Annotated in this window: 15 protein-coding genes and 2 pseudogenes; 7 read left to right on the top strand and 10 right to left on the bottom strand. The window is 67.4% G+C overall.

Annotated features, from left to right (window positions below):
- Nucleotides 1-57 precede the first annotated feature (57 nt).
- From AU175_RS08525 to AU175_RS08540, 4 genes are read right to left on the bottom strand one after another with little or no spacing between them, the layout of a single operon-like run.
- The gene (locus AU175_RS08525; protein WP_066287453.1) at nucleotides 58-1,344 is read right to left on the bottom strand and encodes a glycosyltransferase; all 1,287 of its coding nucleotides are present in this window, start codon (nucleotides 1,342-1,344) and stop codon (nucleotides 58-60) included.
- Nucleotides 1,341-2,387 (bottom strand): glycosyltransferase, encoded by a 1,047-nt coding sequence (locus AU175_RS08530; protein ID WP_066287456.1) that lies wholly within the window; start codon nucleotides 2,385-2,387, stop codon nucleotides 1,341-1,343. The genes AU175_RS08525 and AU175_RS08530 overlap by 4 nt, the downstream gene beginning before the upstream one ends.
- Nucleotides 2,387-3,472: a glycosyltransferase family 9 protein gene (locus AU175_RS08535; RefSeq protein ID WP_066287458.1), complete on the bottom strand. Its 1,086-nt coding sequence runs from the start codon at nucleotides 3,470-3,472 to the stop codon at nucleotides 2,387-2,389. The genes AU175_RS08530 and AU175_RS08535 overlap by 1 nt, the downstream gene beginning before the upstream one ends.
- Complete coding sequence (locus AU175_RS08540) at nucleotides 3,472-4,008, bottom strand: D-glycero-alpha-D-manno-heptose-1,7-bisphosphate 7-phosphatase (RefSeq protein ID WP_066287461.1); 537 nt, start codon at nucleotides 4,006-4,008, stop codon at nucleotides 3,472-3,474. Before AU175_RS08540 ends, AU175_RS08535 begins: the two co-directional genes overlap by 1 nt.
- Before the next feature lie 198 nt (nucleotides 4,009-4,206).
- Here AU175_RS08540 and AU175_RS08545 point away from each other — a divergent pair.
- A pseudogene (locus tag AU175_RS08545) lies at nucleotides 4,207-5,136 on the top strand (glycosyltransferase family 9 protein); the annotation flags it as partial.
- Here AU175_RS08545 and AU175_RS21280 read toward each other — a convergent pair.
- Nucleotides 5,022-5,882, bottom strand: coding sequence for a sigma-70 family RNA polymerase sigma factor (locus AU175_RS21280; protein WP_331711952.1), 861 nt, complete (start codon nucleotides 5,880-5,882; stop codon nucleotides 5,022-5,024). The pseudogene AU175_RS08545 and the gene AU175_RS21280 sit on opposite strands and share 115 nt — an antisense overlap.
- 188 nt (nucleotides 5,883-6,070) lie before the next feature.
- On the opposite strand from AU175_RS21280, the gene AU175_RS08560 reads away from it, so the two are divergent.
- Nucleotides 6,071-7,108 (top strand): NAD-dependent epimerase/dehydratase family protein, encoded by a 1,038-nt coding sequence (locus AU175_RS08560; RefSeq protein WP_066287470.1) that lies wholly within the window; start codon nucleotides 6,071-6,073, stop codon nucleotides 7,106-7,108.
- 25 nt (nucleotides 7,109-7,133) lie between these two features.
- Here AU175_RS08560 and AU175_RS08565 read toward each other — a convergent pair whose 3' ends face one another.
- A complete protein-coding gene (locus tag AU175_RS08565) occupies nucleotides 7,134-7,688 on the bottom strand; it encodes a hypothetical protein (protein ID WP_156642234.1) in 555 nt (184 codons plus the stop codon).
- Between the two features lie 182 nt (nucleotides 7,689-7,870).
- On the opposite strand from AU175_RS08565, the gene AU175_RS08570 reads away from it, so the two are divergent.
- From AU175_RS08570 to AU175_RS08590, 5 genes are all read left to right on the top strand, one after another.
- Entirely contained in the window at nucleotides 7,871-8,896 is a 1,026-nt protein-coding gene (locus tag AU175_RS08570; RefSeq protein WP_066287475.1) for a hypothetical protein, read from the top strand.
- A complete protein-coding gene (locus AU175_RS08575) occupies nucleotides 8,896-9,327 on the top strand; it encodes a phage holin family protein (protein WP_066287477.1) in 432 nt (143 codons plus the stop codon). Before AU175_RS08570 ends, AU175_RS08575 begins: the two co-directional genes overlap by 1 nt.
- Nucleotides 9,324-9,953: a DUF3618 domain-containing protein gene (locus AU175_RS08580; RefSeq protein ID WP_066287479.1), complete on the top strand. Its 630-nt coding sequence runs from the start codon at nucleotides 9,324-9,326 to the stop codon at nucleotides 9,951-9,953. Before AU175_RS08575 ends, AU175_RS08580 begins: the two co-directional genes overlap by 4 nt.
- 94 nt (nucleotides 9,954-10,047) lie before the next feature.
- On the top strand, nucleotides 10,048-11,214 hold the full coding sequence (locus AU175_RS08585) for a YihY/virulence factor BrkB family protein (protein ID WP_066287481.1): 1,167 nt from the start codon (nucleotides 10,048-10,050) through the stop codon (nucleotides 11,212-11,214).
- Between the two features lie 279 nt (nucleotides 11,215-11,493).
- Entirely contained in the window at nucleotides 11,494-11,670 is a 177-nt protein-coding gene (locus AU175_RS08590) for a CsbD family protein (protein WP_066287482.1), read from the top strand.
- 109 nt (nucleotides 11,671-11,779) lie between these two features.
- Here the strand turns inward: AU175_RS08590 and AU175_RS08595 are convergent, their stop codons facing one another.
- From AU175_RS08595 to AU175_RS08610, 4 genes and pseudogenes are all read right to left on the bottom strand, one after another.
- Complete coding sequence (locus AU175_RS08595; RefSeq protein WP_066287485.1) at nucleotides 11,780-12,538, bottom strand: glycosyltransferase; 759 nt, start codon at nucleotides 12,536-12,538, stop codon at nucleotides 11,780-11,782.
- Nucleotides 12,539-12,557: 19 nt separating this feature from the next.
- On the bottom strand, nucleotides 12,558-13,952 hold the full coding sequence (locus AU175_RS08600) for a bifunctional PIG-L family deacetylase/class I SAM-dependent methyltransferase (protein ID WP_066290815.1): 1,395 nt from the start codon (nucleotides 13,950-13,952) through the stop codon (nucleotides 12,558-12,560).
- A pseudogene (locus AU175_RS08605) lies at nucleotides 13,946-14,989 on the bottom strand (hypothetical protein). The gene AU175_RS08600 and the pseudogene AU175_RS08605 overlap by 7 nt, the downstream one beginning before the upstream one ends.
- Nucleotides 14,990-15,176: 187 nt before the next feature.
- The gene (locus tag AU175_RS08610) at nucleotides 15,177-15,656 is read right to left on the bottom strand and encodes a Dps family protein (protein ID WP_066287488.1); all 480 of its coding nucleotides are present in this window, start codon (nucleotides 15,654-15,656) and stop codon (nucleotides 15,177-15,179) included.
- Between the last annotated feature and the right edge of the window lie 42 nt (nucleotides 15,657-15,698).

Consider the following 15,698-nt stretch of genomic DNA (forward strand, 5'->3'; position numbering starts at 1 on the left):
GGGCGGCTGAAAAGGCGATGCCCTGAAGGTCGGCTTCGCGGAGGGACCATTCGGCGGTCACAGTGCTGCCCCTTCCATACCCAAGGTGGCAGGCTGTTCCGCCATGGCCAGCTGGTAGGCCTTCTCCGTCTCCGCGGCTACCCGGTCCCAGGAATACCGCGTCCGTGCGCGGGCCTGCCCGGCGGCCCCCATTTCCGCGCGGAGGCCCGGGTTGCCAAGCAGGATGGCCAGGGCTTCGGCAATGGCTTCCGGATCGCGCGGCGGCACGTGCAGCCCGGTGCCGTGGTCAAGCACGGTGTCCTGGAGACCGCCCACGGCTGCGGCCACGACCGGCACCCCGCAGGCCATGGCCTCGAGCGGAACGATGCCGAACGGTTCGTACCAGGGGGTACACACCACGGCGTCGGCGCTGCGGAAGATCCCGGGCATCCCGCCGCGCGGCACCTGCCCCTGAATGGTCACTTTTCCGGCAACACCCAGCTCGTGGGCAAGCTCCAGGAGGCGGCGGACTTCCGCATCGGCGTGGAGCACCCCGGGCTCGGCGCCGCCGCCGACGATGAGGAGTTGGACGTCGTGGAATCCCGCCGCCGCGAGGTGCGGGAGCGCCCGGATCACCAGGTCCACGCCTTTGCGTGGTACCAGCCTGCCGACGGACAGGATCCGGTGTGTCCGGGGCTTCGGTGCCGGCGGACCGTCCGCGGAAAAGAGGCCAAGGTCCACCCCGCACGGGGCGATGGATACCTTGCCGGTGTCGATTCCCATCGCTTTTAGTTCGAACACTTCGTCGGAGCAGGTGGCAATGATCCTGTCCGCGGACCTGCCAACCGCAGGTTCCAGCCAGCGCCGCTGTGGCGGGCTGCTGTCCTCGTTGCCCTGGTGCCTGCGCTTCACAGTCCCCAGCGCGTGGAAGGTCTGGATGACTGGAATCCTATATCCGGCATCGTCCCCCGGGCCGGCCTGCGGGTCGTCCCGCCGGGCGGCTTGCCTGGCCGCGTCAAGGGCAGCCAGCCCGGACATCCAAAAGTGCCCGTGCACCACATCCGGCGGCCGCTGCCCCCAGTCTTTGGCGATGCCTTCCGCGAGGTCTCCCATATAGGGGAGAAGCTCGTCCTTGGGGACGTGGACGGGAGGTCCGGCGTCCACGTGCACCACTTCCAGCCGCGGCCCCACGTTCACGCGTGCCGGCAGATCCTCCGCGTCCCGCCGCGTATACACGGTCACGGTGTGGCCACGCCGTGCCAGGGCATCGGACAGTGCGGCAACGTGGACATTCTGCCCGCCGGCGTCCACCCCGCCCAATGCGGCCAGCGGGCTGGCATGCTCGGATACCATCGAGATTTTCATCGGATGTTCCTCTCTCGCGCCGGAATAAGGATCTGCTCGTCCAGGCGTGTGGTGTGCGGCCGCTGCCCGTTATGTGCAGGGTGGGCGTGCAGGTCCGCGAGGACCTCGTCCCAGCGGTCCAGGAAGCGGCCCAGGCCGTAGCGCTCCAGCGCCGCCTCGCGGGCGGCGAGGCCCCGCCGTCGTGCTTCTTCCGGGTTGGCCATCAGGCGACGGGCGCAGCGGAGCAGTTCGTCGACGTCGGCGGACACCGCACCGGCTTCCGGGGGCACCGCGCGGGGAGCTTCGGTGACGGCCAGGGCCAGGACCGGCATGCCCAGGTGCATGGCCTCCAGGAGGGACAGGCCAAGGGAGGTCCACCGCATGGGGTGCACGTAGATACGGCAGCGGGCCAGTTCGCGGTGCAGTTCACGCGTCCGCAGATCGCCGCGGGCCGTCAGCCGGGCGCTTTCCACGCCAATCGCGGCCGCAAGGCCCTCCGTTTTTATGCCGAAGACCTGCAGGGGCGCAACCGCCGCGAAGGCCGGAAGCAGGTCCGTCCCCGTCACCCTCCCCCTTCGCACCGGTTCGTTGACGACCACTCCTAGTTCCGGAAGTTCGCCGGTATACAGGTGCCCGGGATCCGGGATGCCGTGTTCGATGACCACGGAAGCCGCGCTGCCGCTGTCCCAGGCCAGCCGGTTGAAGTGCGTCACATGCACCACGGGGATGTCGCGCTGGTCGGCGAGCGGATGCCTGGTGAAGGGGAAGTCGCCTTTGGGGGTGTTGTGCTCCACGTACACTGCCGGCAGTTCAACCCCAGGCTGCCGCCCCAGGGCCTTGGCCACTTCGGTGATTTCCTCGGGCCGTTGCAGGACGACGGCGTCGACCGCGTCGGCGTCGAGACCGGCCAGTGCCACCTCCCGCACGGAGGCCGGCCAGTCCCGGCCCGCGCGTCCCAGGCCCCATGGCCCGCCCTCGGGCAGGGCCGGCACAAGGTAGTCATGACGGCCGCGGACAAACGCATCAGTCCAGGACCCGTGGACATGCCACAGAAGTATCCTCATCAGCTGCGGTCCTTTCTGCGCGTACTGAGGTGGGTGCTGAAGGACGACACTCCGCCGATCAGCCGTTCCACTGCCTGGACCACGTCCTCGGGTGAGACCGAGCTGAGGCAGGGGTGGCCCGGTACGGGGCAGACCCGTGCGCGCGTGAGCCGGCAGGGTGCGTGCTGGTCCCCCAGAAGCTCCAGCGGGACACCGTACGGTGCCCATTGCACGGCCGGAACCACCGGTGCGAAGAGGCACGCAACCGGGGTCCCCACGGCTGCGGCGAGGTGGGCAGGACCCGTGTTGCCCGTGACCACGGCGTCCGCCCCGGCGAGGACACCGGAAAGCGTGGACAAATCGGTGCGGCCGCCCAGGTCAAGGGCGGAAGGGCCCGCAACAGTTGCGGTCAGTGACGTTTCCGATGGGCCGCCGGTCACCACCACGCGGTGTCCCGCACCTTCCAGGAGTTCGACGGCGGCGGCGTGGTGAAGGGGCGGCCAGGCCCTGGCGGGTACGGCGGCGCCGGGATGGACCACCACATAGGGGCCTGCGCCCACCAGGTCTTTGACCTCGGGGACGGTTTTGACCTTCAGTTTGCCGTCATCCCCGGGCGGGAGACGGTAGCCGGCGGCACGGGCGATCCCCAAAGCCCGTTCGGCCTCCGGCTGTTCCTCCGGAAAGTCCTCGCCCGGCCGGAGCCTGACGTCCAGGAGCGAGCCCGCATAATCCGTGGACGCACCGGTGATGTGTTCCACGCCGCCCAGCCGCAACAGCAGGGCCAGCGGCAGTGGGGACTGGTGGAAGGACGTCAGGATCACGGCCTGGGTGATGCGGGAATCCCGGACATAGTCAATCAGGCGGTCAGCGTGCGGCCCGGTCATGGCGGGGGCTGGATTCATGATCCAGGGGCTGTCCCAGGTATAGGCCTCCGTGACTCCGGGCAGCAGTGCCGCTGCCGCTTCGCCCTGGCGCCCGCACAGCATCACTACGTCATTGGGCGGTCCGGCGTCGGGACGCCGGCCGTTTGCCACAGCGCGCACGGCCGGCCCCGCGAGCAGGACGTCGCCGGCACTGTCCAGGCGCGCCACCAGGACCCGGGCCATCAGGCCGGCTCCAGCAGGAGGCGGACTGCTCCGGCAAGGTCCGGCGCCACCAGCCGGGCGCTGGCCACTTCTTCGGGGCGCGTCACGGGAGTGGGAACCAGGACGCCGACAGCCCCAGCGGCCTCCGCAGCCTGGACGTCTGAGCCGATGTCCCCGATCAGTGCTACTTGAGAGGTTTCCAGTCCCAGTTTGCTGCAGGCGCTGTGTACCATTCCGGGAGCGGGCTTACGGCACGTGCACGCGTCCTCTGCCACATGCGGACAGATTTCCCAGACGTCGAACGGCCCCAGGAGCTGCTCCACGCGGGCATTGACCCCGTCCACCTGCGCCCGGTCCAGGAGGCCGCGGCCCACCCCGGACTGGTTGCTGACCACACCCGTGGCCAGGCCCTGCCGGCGGACTTCGTCCAGGACGTCCTTGACTCCCGGCATCGGTTGGACCAGGGCAGGGTCGCCGTTGTAGGGCACGTCAACCACCAAGGTCCCGTCCCGGTCGAACAGGACAGCCTTGAGCTGCGGGGTTTCGGAGCTTCCCATACCCACCTTGTTCCCCCGGGCCGCTGCTCCTAAACAACCGAGTCCGTTTCCGCGGGCTAGACTCCTCTGACACGGCATCGCGAACGTACAGTTGCGGCCCCGCTGCCAAGGGCCCCAAGTGTACGTTCGCGCTGATCGGCGGTGGCCCTGGCAGGACTGCGCGGGTCTAGGGGCTGCAGGGGAGGTGGAGGATTGACCATGCCGACGGCGGCACCTGACGGGCGCCCCCAGCTGCTGGTACTGCGCGCCCTGGCTTTGGGCGATCTCCTGGTCGCCGTACCCGCGCTGCATGCCCTGCGAAGGGCTTATCCGGGGCACCGACTTGTGTACGCGGCCCCCGGGTGGCTGGCCGGCGTCGTGGAGTTGGTCGGCGGTGTGGAGCTCTTGCCGGTACCCGGCCTGGATCAGCCTCTTCCCTGTAACCCGGGCAACGTGGACATTGCGGTGAACCTCCATGGCAAGGGCCCGCAGAGCAGCCAACTCCTGCAGGCCATCGGGGCACGTGCTGTCCTGCAGCACCACGGAAGTTTCGGCGACGGACCGGAATGGATCGAGGACATGCATGAGCGGGAGCGCTGGACCCGGCTCCTGCAATGGCACGGGATCGACGCCGATCCGCTCGAATGCGGATTGCTCACCCCTGCGCGGCCTACGGAGTTCCCCGGCGCCACGGTGATCCACGTGGGCGCCGCTTTTGCAAGCAGGCTCTGGCCTGCCGACCGGTTCGCCCACGTCGCCAGGCACCTGTCAGAAGACGGGCACCGTGTGGTGTTTACCGGGAGCGCTCCGGAGCGGGACCGGGCCCTTGAGGTCTGCCGGCGGGCAGGCCTTCCCGAAACCGCGGTCCTGGCCGGACGCGTGGACCTGCAGGCTTTTGCAGCATGCGTGGCCGGGGCGCGACTGGTGATTTCGGCCGACACCGGCGCTGCCCATCTGGCGTCCGCCTACCGGCGGCCCTCCGTCGTACTGTTCGGGCCGGTTGGACCTGAACGGTGGGGACCCCCGCCGGGACCTCACCTGGTTTTGACGCGACCGGAAGTGCGGCTGGGGGATCCTTTCGCGGACCGGCCGGATCCTGCCCTTCTCGCTGTCTCGGCCGACGACGTGCTGGCGGCTGCAGAAAGGCTGGACTCCGCGTAGCTGCCCTCCTGCAGCCTTCGTTGCAGCGCAACCAGGACCCGGGCAAGCCGGCGGGACACCTGCATCTGGGACATGCCAAGGCGCTCCCCCAGCTGCACCTGCGTCTCCTCGCAGAAGTAGCGCCGATACAACAATTCGCGATCCGCAGGGTCGAGGTCCTGCATTGCCTCGCGCAGGCAGGCCAACTCCTCCAATCGGTCCAGTGGCGAATCAGGCGCGGCCAGCATTTCGGCTACCGGCACTGAATCGCTGTGGGGATTGACGGCGTCGAGGGAGTCCGGGTGCAGGCTGCTGGAGGCACAGAACGCCTCCAGCACGTCGCCGGGATCCGTGCCCAGCTCCTGTGCGAGTTCTGCGATGCTGGGTGTCCGGCCCAGGGCCTGGGCCAACTCCGGTTCCACCCGGTACAGGCGCGTGCGGAGATCCTGGATATGCCGGGGTGGGCGGACCACCCAGCTGCGGTCGCGGAGATACCGCTTCAGTTCCCCACTGATTGTCGGGGCCGCGTAGGCGGGGAAGCTGTCTCCCTTGGCCGGATCGAACCCCCTCGCGGCCTTGACGAGCCCGAGGTACGCGACCTGGTTCAGGTCGGCGCGCTCCCTGCCCCGGGCTTCAAAGCGGGCAGCCAGGGCCTCGGCGAGGTCAAGGTATTCAAGAACCAGCTCATTCTCAAAGGTCTCGCGGAGTTGTCCGCCCCTCGGAGCCAGCCCCCGGGGGCCGCCTTGTGGCGGCATTGGGGCTTGATCCAAGGCAAATGAGGGTAGAAAATCGGGCATTGTCGTTGGTTCCCTCGGTCTGGGTCCGAAAGCCTGCGGCAAGACTTAGAAGAAGGAAATCATAAGGCTGCTTATTAAACAATGCTTCCGTAGATAGGCTCGATGTGCCTGCACACCCAGGCGGCCAAGTGAAGGAGAAACCCCTCATGCGAATTGCAGTCACCGGAGCCAGCGGCAACGTGGGGACCGCGCTCCTCCACAATCTCCAACGCCAACTCGAATCGAAACCCGGATCCCTGGAACTGGTGGGCATCACCCGGAGGGTTCCGGACACCTCGCGGGCGCCCTACAGGGGAGTGGAATGGCACACCCTGGACGTCGGCGTGGAATCGGACCTTCCGCTTCTCCGCACAGCACTGGCGGGCGTGGATGCGGTGGTGCACCTGGCCTGGCAAATCCAGCCTAACCGGGACCTGGATCAGCTGCACCGGACGAACGTCACCGGTACGGCCCACGTTTTGGAAGCTGCCGGCCAAGCCGGTGTGGGACAGATCGTGTGCGCCTCATCAATGGGCGCCTACAGCAGGGCCCCCAAGGACCGGCGAACGGACGAATCGTGGCCGGCCACGGGGATTCCCGGTTCGCACTACAGCAGGCATAAGGCCGAACAGGAACGCCTGCTTGACCAGTTCGAGGCGGACCATCCCGGCATCAGGGTGGCACGGCTCAGGACGGCGCTCATTTTCCAACGGAATGCCGGCAGCGAGATCGGACGGTATTTCCTGGGGCCGCTCATCCCCCGGCTGCTGCCCCGGCGTCTTAAGGTTCCCATCCTGCCGGCCCCGGACGACCTGATCTTCCAGGCCGTCCATGGGGACGACGCCGCCGAGGCGTATTGGCGCGTGCTGGTCCGCGGCGAGTCGGGGGCCTTCAACATCGCCGCCGAACCCGTCATCACGCCGCAGGAGCTGGCCAGGCTCCTGCACGCGCGCCGGATCCTGCCCATCCCCATGTCCCTGCTTCACCGGCTGGTCGGTTTGACGTGGAAGCTCCACATCCAGCCGTCGGATTCGGGCTGGATCGACATGGCCGCCGGCGCGCCGGTCATGGATACCGGACGGGCCCGCCGGCTGCTCGACTGGGAACCCCGGGTTTCCTCCATCGACGCCATCGCGCAGGTCCTGGACGGCATGGCAACGGGGGAAGGGGTTGCCCCTTCCCCCGTCCTGAAGCCGCGGGACTAGCTGGCCCGGACCAACTGCCCCCGGGCTAGATTCCCGAACGCGGGTTTTCCCGGTCCCTGCGGGCTTCATCGGCGCGCGCCCCGTCGGTGCGGACACCGTCGCTGTCGGCGTCGCGGGTCGGCGCCGGGCCAGTCCGGGTGTCAGCCGTCCGCGCCCCCTCAGCGTGGGTGTCCCCAGCGCGGTCGTCGCGGACGTCCCCGCGCGTCGGGACGGCACCCTCGCGCGCTTTGCGGGTTCCAGCATCCGGGTCGACCTCATCGGCCTTCCGGGTGTGCTGTTCAACGTCGTCCCGCAGGGACTTCACCTCGGTGGCGCGCAGGTCCGCTTCCTGGCGCAGCCTGGCGGCTTCCACCTGGGCCTGCTCGGCGTCGGCCCTGGCACGCGTGGCCCGGGCCTCGTTTTCGCGCGCATCCAGTTCAATATTTTCGGCCTTGCGGCGGATTTCGGCCGCCTTCTCCCGGTGCGACTCGTCCCGCTTTTGCTGGATTGCCTTACGGCGCCGCCCCGTCACCAGAAGCAGCACAACAAGCACCACCACAACAATTGCAACTACCACCCAAACCCATGGTTCCAACGCCACCCACCTCTTCCTCTGTTGTTACGACAGCCCGGCAGCAACCGAATCAAGATGGCGCCCCGGAAGTTGCATAAAGTTATTTACCAAGGGTACTTACCTTATGTTAGTAATCATGCTTACTATTTTACGGCCAGTATCGCTGGTTCTTGATCAACAACCCGCCTTCTTGGAAAGAGAGAGCAAAGATGACAGAGAACCAATGGCCTGAGGACACCACCAACCCGGTCCCTCCGGCCAATCCAATGAGCACTGGAGAGCGGAGCGCTACCACCTTCCCCGCCGCTGCGCAGCCCACTCCTCCGACGGGCAGCCCCTCTTCCGCCTCAGGCGACGCCGACGGATCGTCCCGCAAGGACGCCGTTAAGGACGCTGTGAAGGGCGAGGCCGGTGACGTCGCCCGCACCGCAAAGGATTCGGCCCAGAGCGTCGCCGAAACGGCCAAGACGGAGGCTGCGAATGTGGCCTCAGAGGCCAAGTACAACGCCAAGAACCTCCTTTCCCAGGCACGTACCGACCTTACGGAACAGGCCGGCACCCAGCAGCAGAAAGTTGCGGACGGGCTCCGTTCCGTCTCGGATGAACTGCGCGCCATGGCCCAGGCGTCCGACCAGAATGGCGTCGCCAGCGACTTGGTCCGACAGGCGGCTGACCGGTCCTCATCCGTGGCGTCTTGGCTGGACGGACGGGATCCGGGATCACTCCTGAACGAAGTCAAGTCCTTCGCCCGGCAGCGTCCCGGCACTTTCCTTCTCCTTGCGGCAGGCGCCGGAGTCCTCGCCGGCCGGCTCACCCGCAGCCTGAGCGCCGGTGCACCGGAGCCAGGCACGACGGCGGCACGCGGCGCCGGCGATTACCGGCCCAGCGGCAACGGCGCGGCCAGCCAGTACGGGACCGACAGCTACAGCAGCGGCCCGGGCGGCTACACCCCGTCTGGCGGCGCCGTACCGCCGCCTCCGGTCCAGGTTCCCGGCCCGGCCACCACAACCGCAGGGTACGACGGCGGCGCTCCCGGCAGTGCCGGACAATACAGCCCCGCCGGCGCTTCCAGCGCCGCCAGCCCGCTGGACAGCCCTCAGTTGGTGGAGGAACCGTGGTCAGGTAACCGGCTCGCCGACGATCCGCTCCGGGACCAGGACCTTGCCGATGACCCCTTGGGCACCGACCCCCTGACCAAGGACCGTTCCACGGACGGCCAGACTGGCAGGCCGTGATGAGTACGCAGATGCCGGAAACTCCCCCTTCGGCGGCTCATGAGAAGGCGGACAACACGTCCCTGGGTGATCTGCTGGGTGAGGTGACCCGCGACCTGTCCACGCTGATGCGCCAGGAAGTGGAACTCGCCAAGGCCGAACTGAAGCAGTCCGCCACCAAGGCCGGCAAAGGCGGCGGCATGCTCGCCGGCGCCGGCGTCGCCGGGCACTTCGTCCTGCTCTTCCTCTCCATCGCCCTCTGGTACGCCCTGGGCGAGCTGATGGGACTGGGCTGGTCCGCCGTCGTCGTCGCCGTGATCTGGGGCATCATCGCCGCCATCCTGGCCTCCATCGGCCGCAAGGAACTCAAACAAATCAAAGGCATGCCCCAAACAGGGGAAACCCTCTCAGAAATCCCCCCAACCCTGAAACCCGGTGAGGTAAAACGATGAGCGAAAACCCGGACGCAATCCGTTCAGACATTGAAGCAACCCGAGCCCGGCTGGGCACCAACGTGGACGCCGTGGCCGACAAAGTCACCCCCTCCAACATCGTCCACCGCCAAACCGACAAAGTGAAAGACGCCGTCTTCGGAGTGAAGGACAAAATCATGGGAGCAGCCGACGACGCCACCACCACCCTGCACACCCGGGCCGGGAACACCGGCAACGCCATGACCAACGCCGGAGACGCCGTCGGCTCCACCCTCGGCGACGCCGGCCACGCCATCGGCGAGGCACCCCAGCAGGTCAAAGCCAAAACCCAGGGCAACCCCCTGGCCGCAGGCCTGATCGCCTTCGGCGCCGGCATGCTGCTGTCCTCCCTGATCCCGGCCAGCGAAAAGGAACGCGAAGCAGCCGACGCCCTCAAAACCGCGGCCGAACCACTCACCACCGAACTCACCGACGCCGCCAAGGACATGGCCCAGGGACTGAAGGAACCCGCCCAGGAAGCCATGGAAAACGTCAAAGCCACCGCCACCGACGCCGCCGAACACGTCAAAGCCGAAGGCCAAGGCGCAGCAGCCGACGTCCGCGACAAAGCCACAGACGCCAAAGACCACGTCCAAAACGCCTGACTACTAGCAGCAGACAGGCCGGTTGCCGCCTCCCCCGGCGGCGCCGGCCTGTCTGTTTTCACCTCCGCTTTTCACTGCGGGAGAGGACTCACCCATGGCAACTCATGATGCCCCCGAAACCAGCACTGCCAAGGCATCCAAAGCCCCTGCACCGGACGATCCGCGCAAGGCGGACAGTCCCACTGACGTCAGCAAACCGTCCTGGAAGTACATCGCCAAGAAGACCCTGCGGGAGTTCTCGAAGGACCAGTGCCCGGATCTTGCCGCGGCCCTCACCTACTTTGCCGTGCTGTCCCTGTTCCCGGCACTGCTGGCACTGGTTTCGCTGGTGGGGATTTTTGGCGACCCGGAAGAGACGACAGCGGTCCTTCTGGAGATCGTCCGCGGCATCGCCCCCGCGGACACTGTTGATACAGTCAGCGGCCCAGTAGAGGAACTTGCCGCTTCGCCCGCAGCCGGCCTCACGCTGTTCCTCGGCCTCGCCACCGCGCTGTGGTCGGCCTCCGGGTACGTCGGCGCGTTTGGCCGCGCAATGAACCGCATCTACGAAGTGGACGAGGGCCGGCCGTTCGTGAAGCTGCGCGGAACAATGCTTGCGGTCACCCTGCTTGCGGTGGTCATTGTGGCCTTGCTCGCCGGCATGCTGGTCCTGAGCGGACCGGTATCGGAGGCCGTGGGAGGCGCCATCGGGCTCAGCGGGACTTTACTCACCATCTGGAACATTGCGAAGTGGCCGGTGATCGTTGCGCTCGTTATCGTGATCATCGCCGTCCTGTACTACGCCACCCCCAACGTGAAGCAGCCCAAGTTCCGGTGGATGAGCATGGGCTCCTTTATCGCCCTGGTCATATTTGTTCTGGCCTCGCTGGGGTTCGCCTTCTACGTGGCCAATTTCGGCAACTACAACAAGACATATGGCGCACTGGGCGGCGTGATCGTGATGCTCCTGTGGCTCTGGATTCTGAACATGTCGCTGCTGTTCGGCGCGGAGTTCGATGCCGAGATGGAACGCGGACGCCAACTCCAGGCCGGCATCGAGGCTGAGGAAACCATCCAACTGCCTCCCCGCGACACCAAGAAGAGCGAGAAGATGCAGAAACAGGAGGAGGAAGACATCCGCCACGGCCGCGAACTCCGTGAGAGCCACAATGGCGACGCCGGGGACAGCCAGGACCGCGACAGGGACGCCGGCCAGCAAGAGCGCTCCGGGCGTAGGGGCAGCACCGAGGACGGGACCGGCGACGGGAAACGGCGGGGCTAGGCAGGCGTCCCAACTTGGAGGAAAATCAGAGTGAACAGGTCCTGTTAGTTTGCCCGGGTCTTTGGTGGCGCGGGCGTGAAGCGGGGTCGGCGGTGAGATGGCCTCTTCTGAGACCGAGGCCAGTCCCCCCAGTCGCCGTCGGCCCCCTCGATTCGATTCCTCCCGTTTGTTGCTGTCCTCCCGCCGTTCCCGGGACTGTTTGCCGCTGCCATTGCTGGCTAGCATTGAATTACCACCGGCGGCATTCCGCCGCCGCAACAAACCGTAGGGAGAATCACCATGGGTTTGGATGACAAGATCGAAAACACCGCCGAGAAGATGGGCGGAAAGGCCAAGGAAGCTGCAGGCAAGGCCTCAGACGATGAGCGCCTCGAGGCCGAAGGAAAGACGGACCAGTCCAAGGCTGACCTGAAGCAGGCCGGTGAGAAAGTCAAGGACGCCTTCAAGAAGGACTGATCCTTCTAATTACCCGACCCACGGGCTGGGACAGCGGGCCGGGACAGCGGGCAAGCCTGCTGTCCCGGCCCCATTGTTTTTCGGGGCGCCCGTGGATCCGCCGACCGCTTCACCCCTCCACTGCCAAGGCAGGCTCCAGTCCCAAGGCGAAAAGATAGGCGGCAAAACCGTGCGGCGCCCTGGCATGGATGCGGCCCGAGATCAGTACCCTGATGCTGTCGGTCGCCCGGACCATGAGCCCGTGGCGGCGCACTTGCTCCACGAGAGCCCGGTCCTCGTGCGATCGCTGGCGCGGGAACCCGCCGGACAGCTCGTAGGCCGAGCCCCGCACCCCGAAATTGGCTCCATAGACGTGCGGATGGTGCTCCTGAAAGGGATGCCTGGCGTGCCAGCGCTTCAATATCTCGGGGTCCGTGCCCTCCGGATCCGGCTCCACTGAACCGAGCACGGCGTCCGCGCCCGCATCTGCCAGCTCGACCTGGCGTATCAGCCAGTTCACGGGAACGCACGAATCGGCGTCCGTGTTGGCCAGCCACAACCGGGAGGATCGAGGAGTCCCGGGTGGTGGCGTTGCGGCCCGCGGATACGAAGCCAGAAACGCCTCGACGCCTGCGCGACGGCTTTTGCCCACACTCCGGAAGTCAACCTCCAGCGCCCTGAACCGCGTATCCACTGCCGTGAACCGGGCCGCGATCCCGCGGGAGCCGTCGGTGCAGCTGTCGAGGACAACCACAATGGTGGCGGTGACGTGCAGCCGGTTCGCCTGCAGCGCGTTGACCGCCGTCCGGATTCCAGTGAGGGCCCGGGGCAGGTACTGCTCCTCGTTATGGACCGGCACCACTACGGCAACCTGCTCGACGCGGTCCATGCACGGTTCCCGCGGCAAGTCAGTCAAAAGGACCCCCCGGAGACTCCCGGGCACCCGGCGCCACCAACGTTTCCAGCACAAAATCCCGCTCCCGGTACAGGCCGGCGGTGGGCCAGCGCAGATGGTCCCGTGCCAGCGCGTGGACCGTCTCGCCGTCGAGCTCCCAGCCGGAGACCGGGTGCCGCCAGTGGCACAGCAGGAGGGTGCCGCCCGGCTTCATGGAGTCCTCAATGCGTTCCAGGAGCAGCCCGAACTCGGCCGGCGACAGGTAATAGCCCACCTCGGAAACGACCACCAGGTCATAGGTGCCGTCCGGCCATGACCCGGGGAGCGTGAGTTGCCGCAGTGTCACACCAGGGAACGTGGCCAGCCGTTCTGCGGCCCGAGTAAGGGCGGCACTGCTGGCGTCCACGGCGAGGAGGCTTGCGCAACGGCCGGCGAGCTCAACGGTGAGTGTGCCGATTGAACAGCCGATCTCAAGGCCGGAGCGGTAGTGTTCCTGGGGCAGCGCGGCCAGGGTCAGGGCGCGCTTCCGGTGTTCGTACCAGCTGGTGGTGTATTTCCACGGGTCATCAGCGGCCGAATGGACCCCGTCAAAGATACGTTCGGCGTCGGCGCTGCTGTGCGGCGCGGCAGCACTGGTTTGGGCGGGCGTCCACGCAAACGCCTCAAAGGAGCGCTCAAAGTGGCGGAGGAAGTGCGCGCTCAACAAGGCTTCGTCCCCCGGAAGGGGTGATAACGGGAGCACCTGGCTGGCATGGGCGCGCATCGCAGCCGCCTTGGCGGCCTGTGCTGCCGGGTCCAGCGGAAACCGGGTCCAGGACTCCCACTCGGGGTGGGCAGGCGTTGCCCACAACCAGTACCAGATGGGGTATTCCAGCAGTCCGTGACCCCCGTCGCGGGCAACCTGCGCCGCGGCAGCGCCGAGGGCGTCGTGGTCCGCGTGGCCGTCGTTGCGGTACGGAGCCACAATCACCAGCTGGTCCGGCGGACCGGAATGGCGGCTGGCGGCCTCACCCAGATGGGCGGCGATCTCCGCAGCGTGCCCGGCCAACCCACTGTCCGGGAGTCCCAGGAAACGCCAGTTACCGGTGTGGCCCAAGGCCGCCAGGGCCGCGCCAAATTCGTTGACGCGGGTGGTTCCCAGCTGACCCGGCGAGACGGTCATGGAGTCGGGATGCGAGCCCTCTCCCGCGGTAAACAACAGAATTTCGACGTCGGCTCCCGCGCTGTGCAGCTTCGCCAGCAGCCCGCCGGCCCCCAGCGTTTCGTCGTCGGGATGGGCTGCCAGGACCACAAACCTCAGCCCGGCCAGCTCCTCCGGTGCAAGCGGCAATTCGGCGACGGCAGCCAGCCCGCTGCCGGCCCAGTCGGCTTCTGCCGTCCCCTCGTCGGTGTGCGAGAACGTCACCAGGGCTGCTCCCCCTTGAGGGTCAGCGCCCCGAGCTGCGCGTCGTCCCGCTGGGCGTGGTGCTGGCGCACGTAAAGCGCCAGGTCGGCCATCCGCTTTGCGTACGGTTCTTCGAACGCCAGTGGTGCCGGTCCGCGGTTCCGCGTGACGAGGGACAGGACGCGTTCGACGGCGGCAGCCACCGTACCGCGGACGCGCAGCGCTTCGCTCCACGCGCTCCGATCCGCGCCTGCGTGGTGGTCACCGCCGGCCGTGGAGTGGTCACCGCCGGCCAGTCCGCCGTCGTCGATCAGAGCCGCTGTCTGAGCCAGGTACTGGAGCGTGGACGTCAGGATGCGGTCCGCCTCGCCGAGTCAGGCGAGCGCTATCTGGTCCGGTTCACGGCCCCGGTCCGCAGCGTCGCGCAGGGATTCTTTGTAGTCCCTTGCGACGGCTACCGCCCCGCCGAGCCAGCACGCGGCCACGCCCATACCGCCCCAGGCGAAGCCAGGACGGCTGAAGTACCAGCCGTCTCCACCCAGCTGTTCTGCCGGTACCTGGCTGAAGTGCACGGTCCCGCTGGGGATCTCCTGCAGCCCGCGGGCAACCCAGGCCGGCTCCTCGCAGGTCACGCCCGGGTGGTGCAGGTCCACGGCGAAGGCAGCCCTGCCGCCGTTTTCGGTGTGGGCGGTAATCACGGCATGGTCCAGCAGCGGTGCCAGCGAGCACCACGGTTTGGAACCGCCCAGGAGGATCCCGGAATCACCTTCTTTGGCCTCGAGCCTGGCGCCGGGGCCTTCGGCGGCGAACACACCCCACGCGCCGTCAACCCGGCCCGGGTCCCTGCCCGACTGGGCGAGGATGGCCATCGCATCCAGGTGCGGTTCGAAGATCCGTCCCGCGGCGACATCCACTGCGGCGACGGAGGCCAGCAACTCCCAGTGCGTGGCGGTGCTGCCCTGGCCCGGCTGCGGCCAGGCACGTCCCGCGGCCCGGGCCAGCTCCAGTAGTGCCGGCACGTCCCCCACTGCCGAAGCCACGGCGTCGAGCAACGGAACTATGCCGGGGCCGGGATCCGGCTCGGATCCGCTTGGCTGGGGACCGCCATGCTTTGAACCCCGCGGCTTCAATCCGCCCTGCGCTTCTCCGGTCCGGGGCGAAGGGAAGCTGACAGCCCGTGGACGGACGGTCGCCTCCGGATCGGTCCGTGTGATGTTTTCCTTCATGGGCGCCGGCCTGCCTGCACCCCTACTTGTCGGCCGGCTCGGTGACTTTGGCCGACGGCGTCATCGTCTCCGCGTTGACCATCCACGCCAGCTGCTCCAGGCGTTCGATGACGGCGTGAAGCAGGTCCGCGCTGGTGGGGTCTTCCTCATCCACTTCGTCGTGGACATCCCGCACGGTCTGGACCGTCCGTTCCAGCCTGGCCGTGACCAGCTTGACGGCGTCCTTGGTGGACATCAGCCCTGCGGGGAACTCGTCCAGCCGTGTGTCCCCGGAAACGGTTGCGCTCCGGCCGTCCGGAAGGGCATGCAGGGCCCGCATCCGCTCCGCCGCATCGTCCGCAAACTGCCGGGCGGCCTCAATGATCTCGTCCAGTTGCAGGTGGAGGTCGCGGAAGTTGGTTCCCACGATGTTCCAATGCGCCTGCTTGCCCTGCATATGCAGTTCAATCAGGTCAGTGAGAACCCTCTGAAGGTTGCTGGCCAGGGTGGGTGACGCTTTCATCAAATACCTCCGCTGCAGGCTTTCCGGACCGTCCGGGGATCC

The sequence above is a fragment of the Arthrobacter sp. B6 genome (assembly GCF_001663775.1).
Classification (GTDB): domain Bacteria; phylum Actinomycetota; class Actinomycetes; order Actinomycetales; family Micrococcaceae; genus Arthrobacter.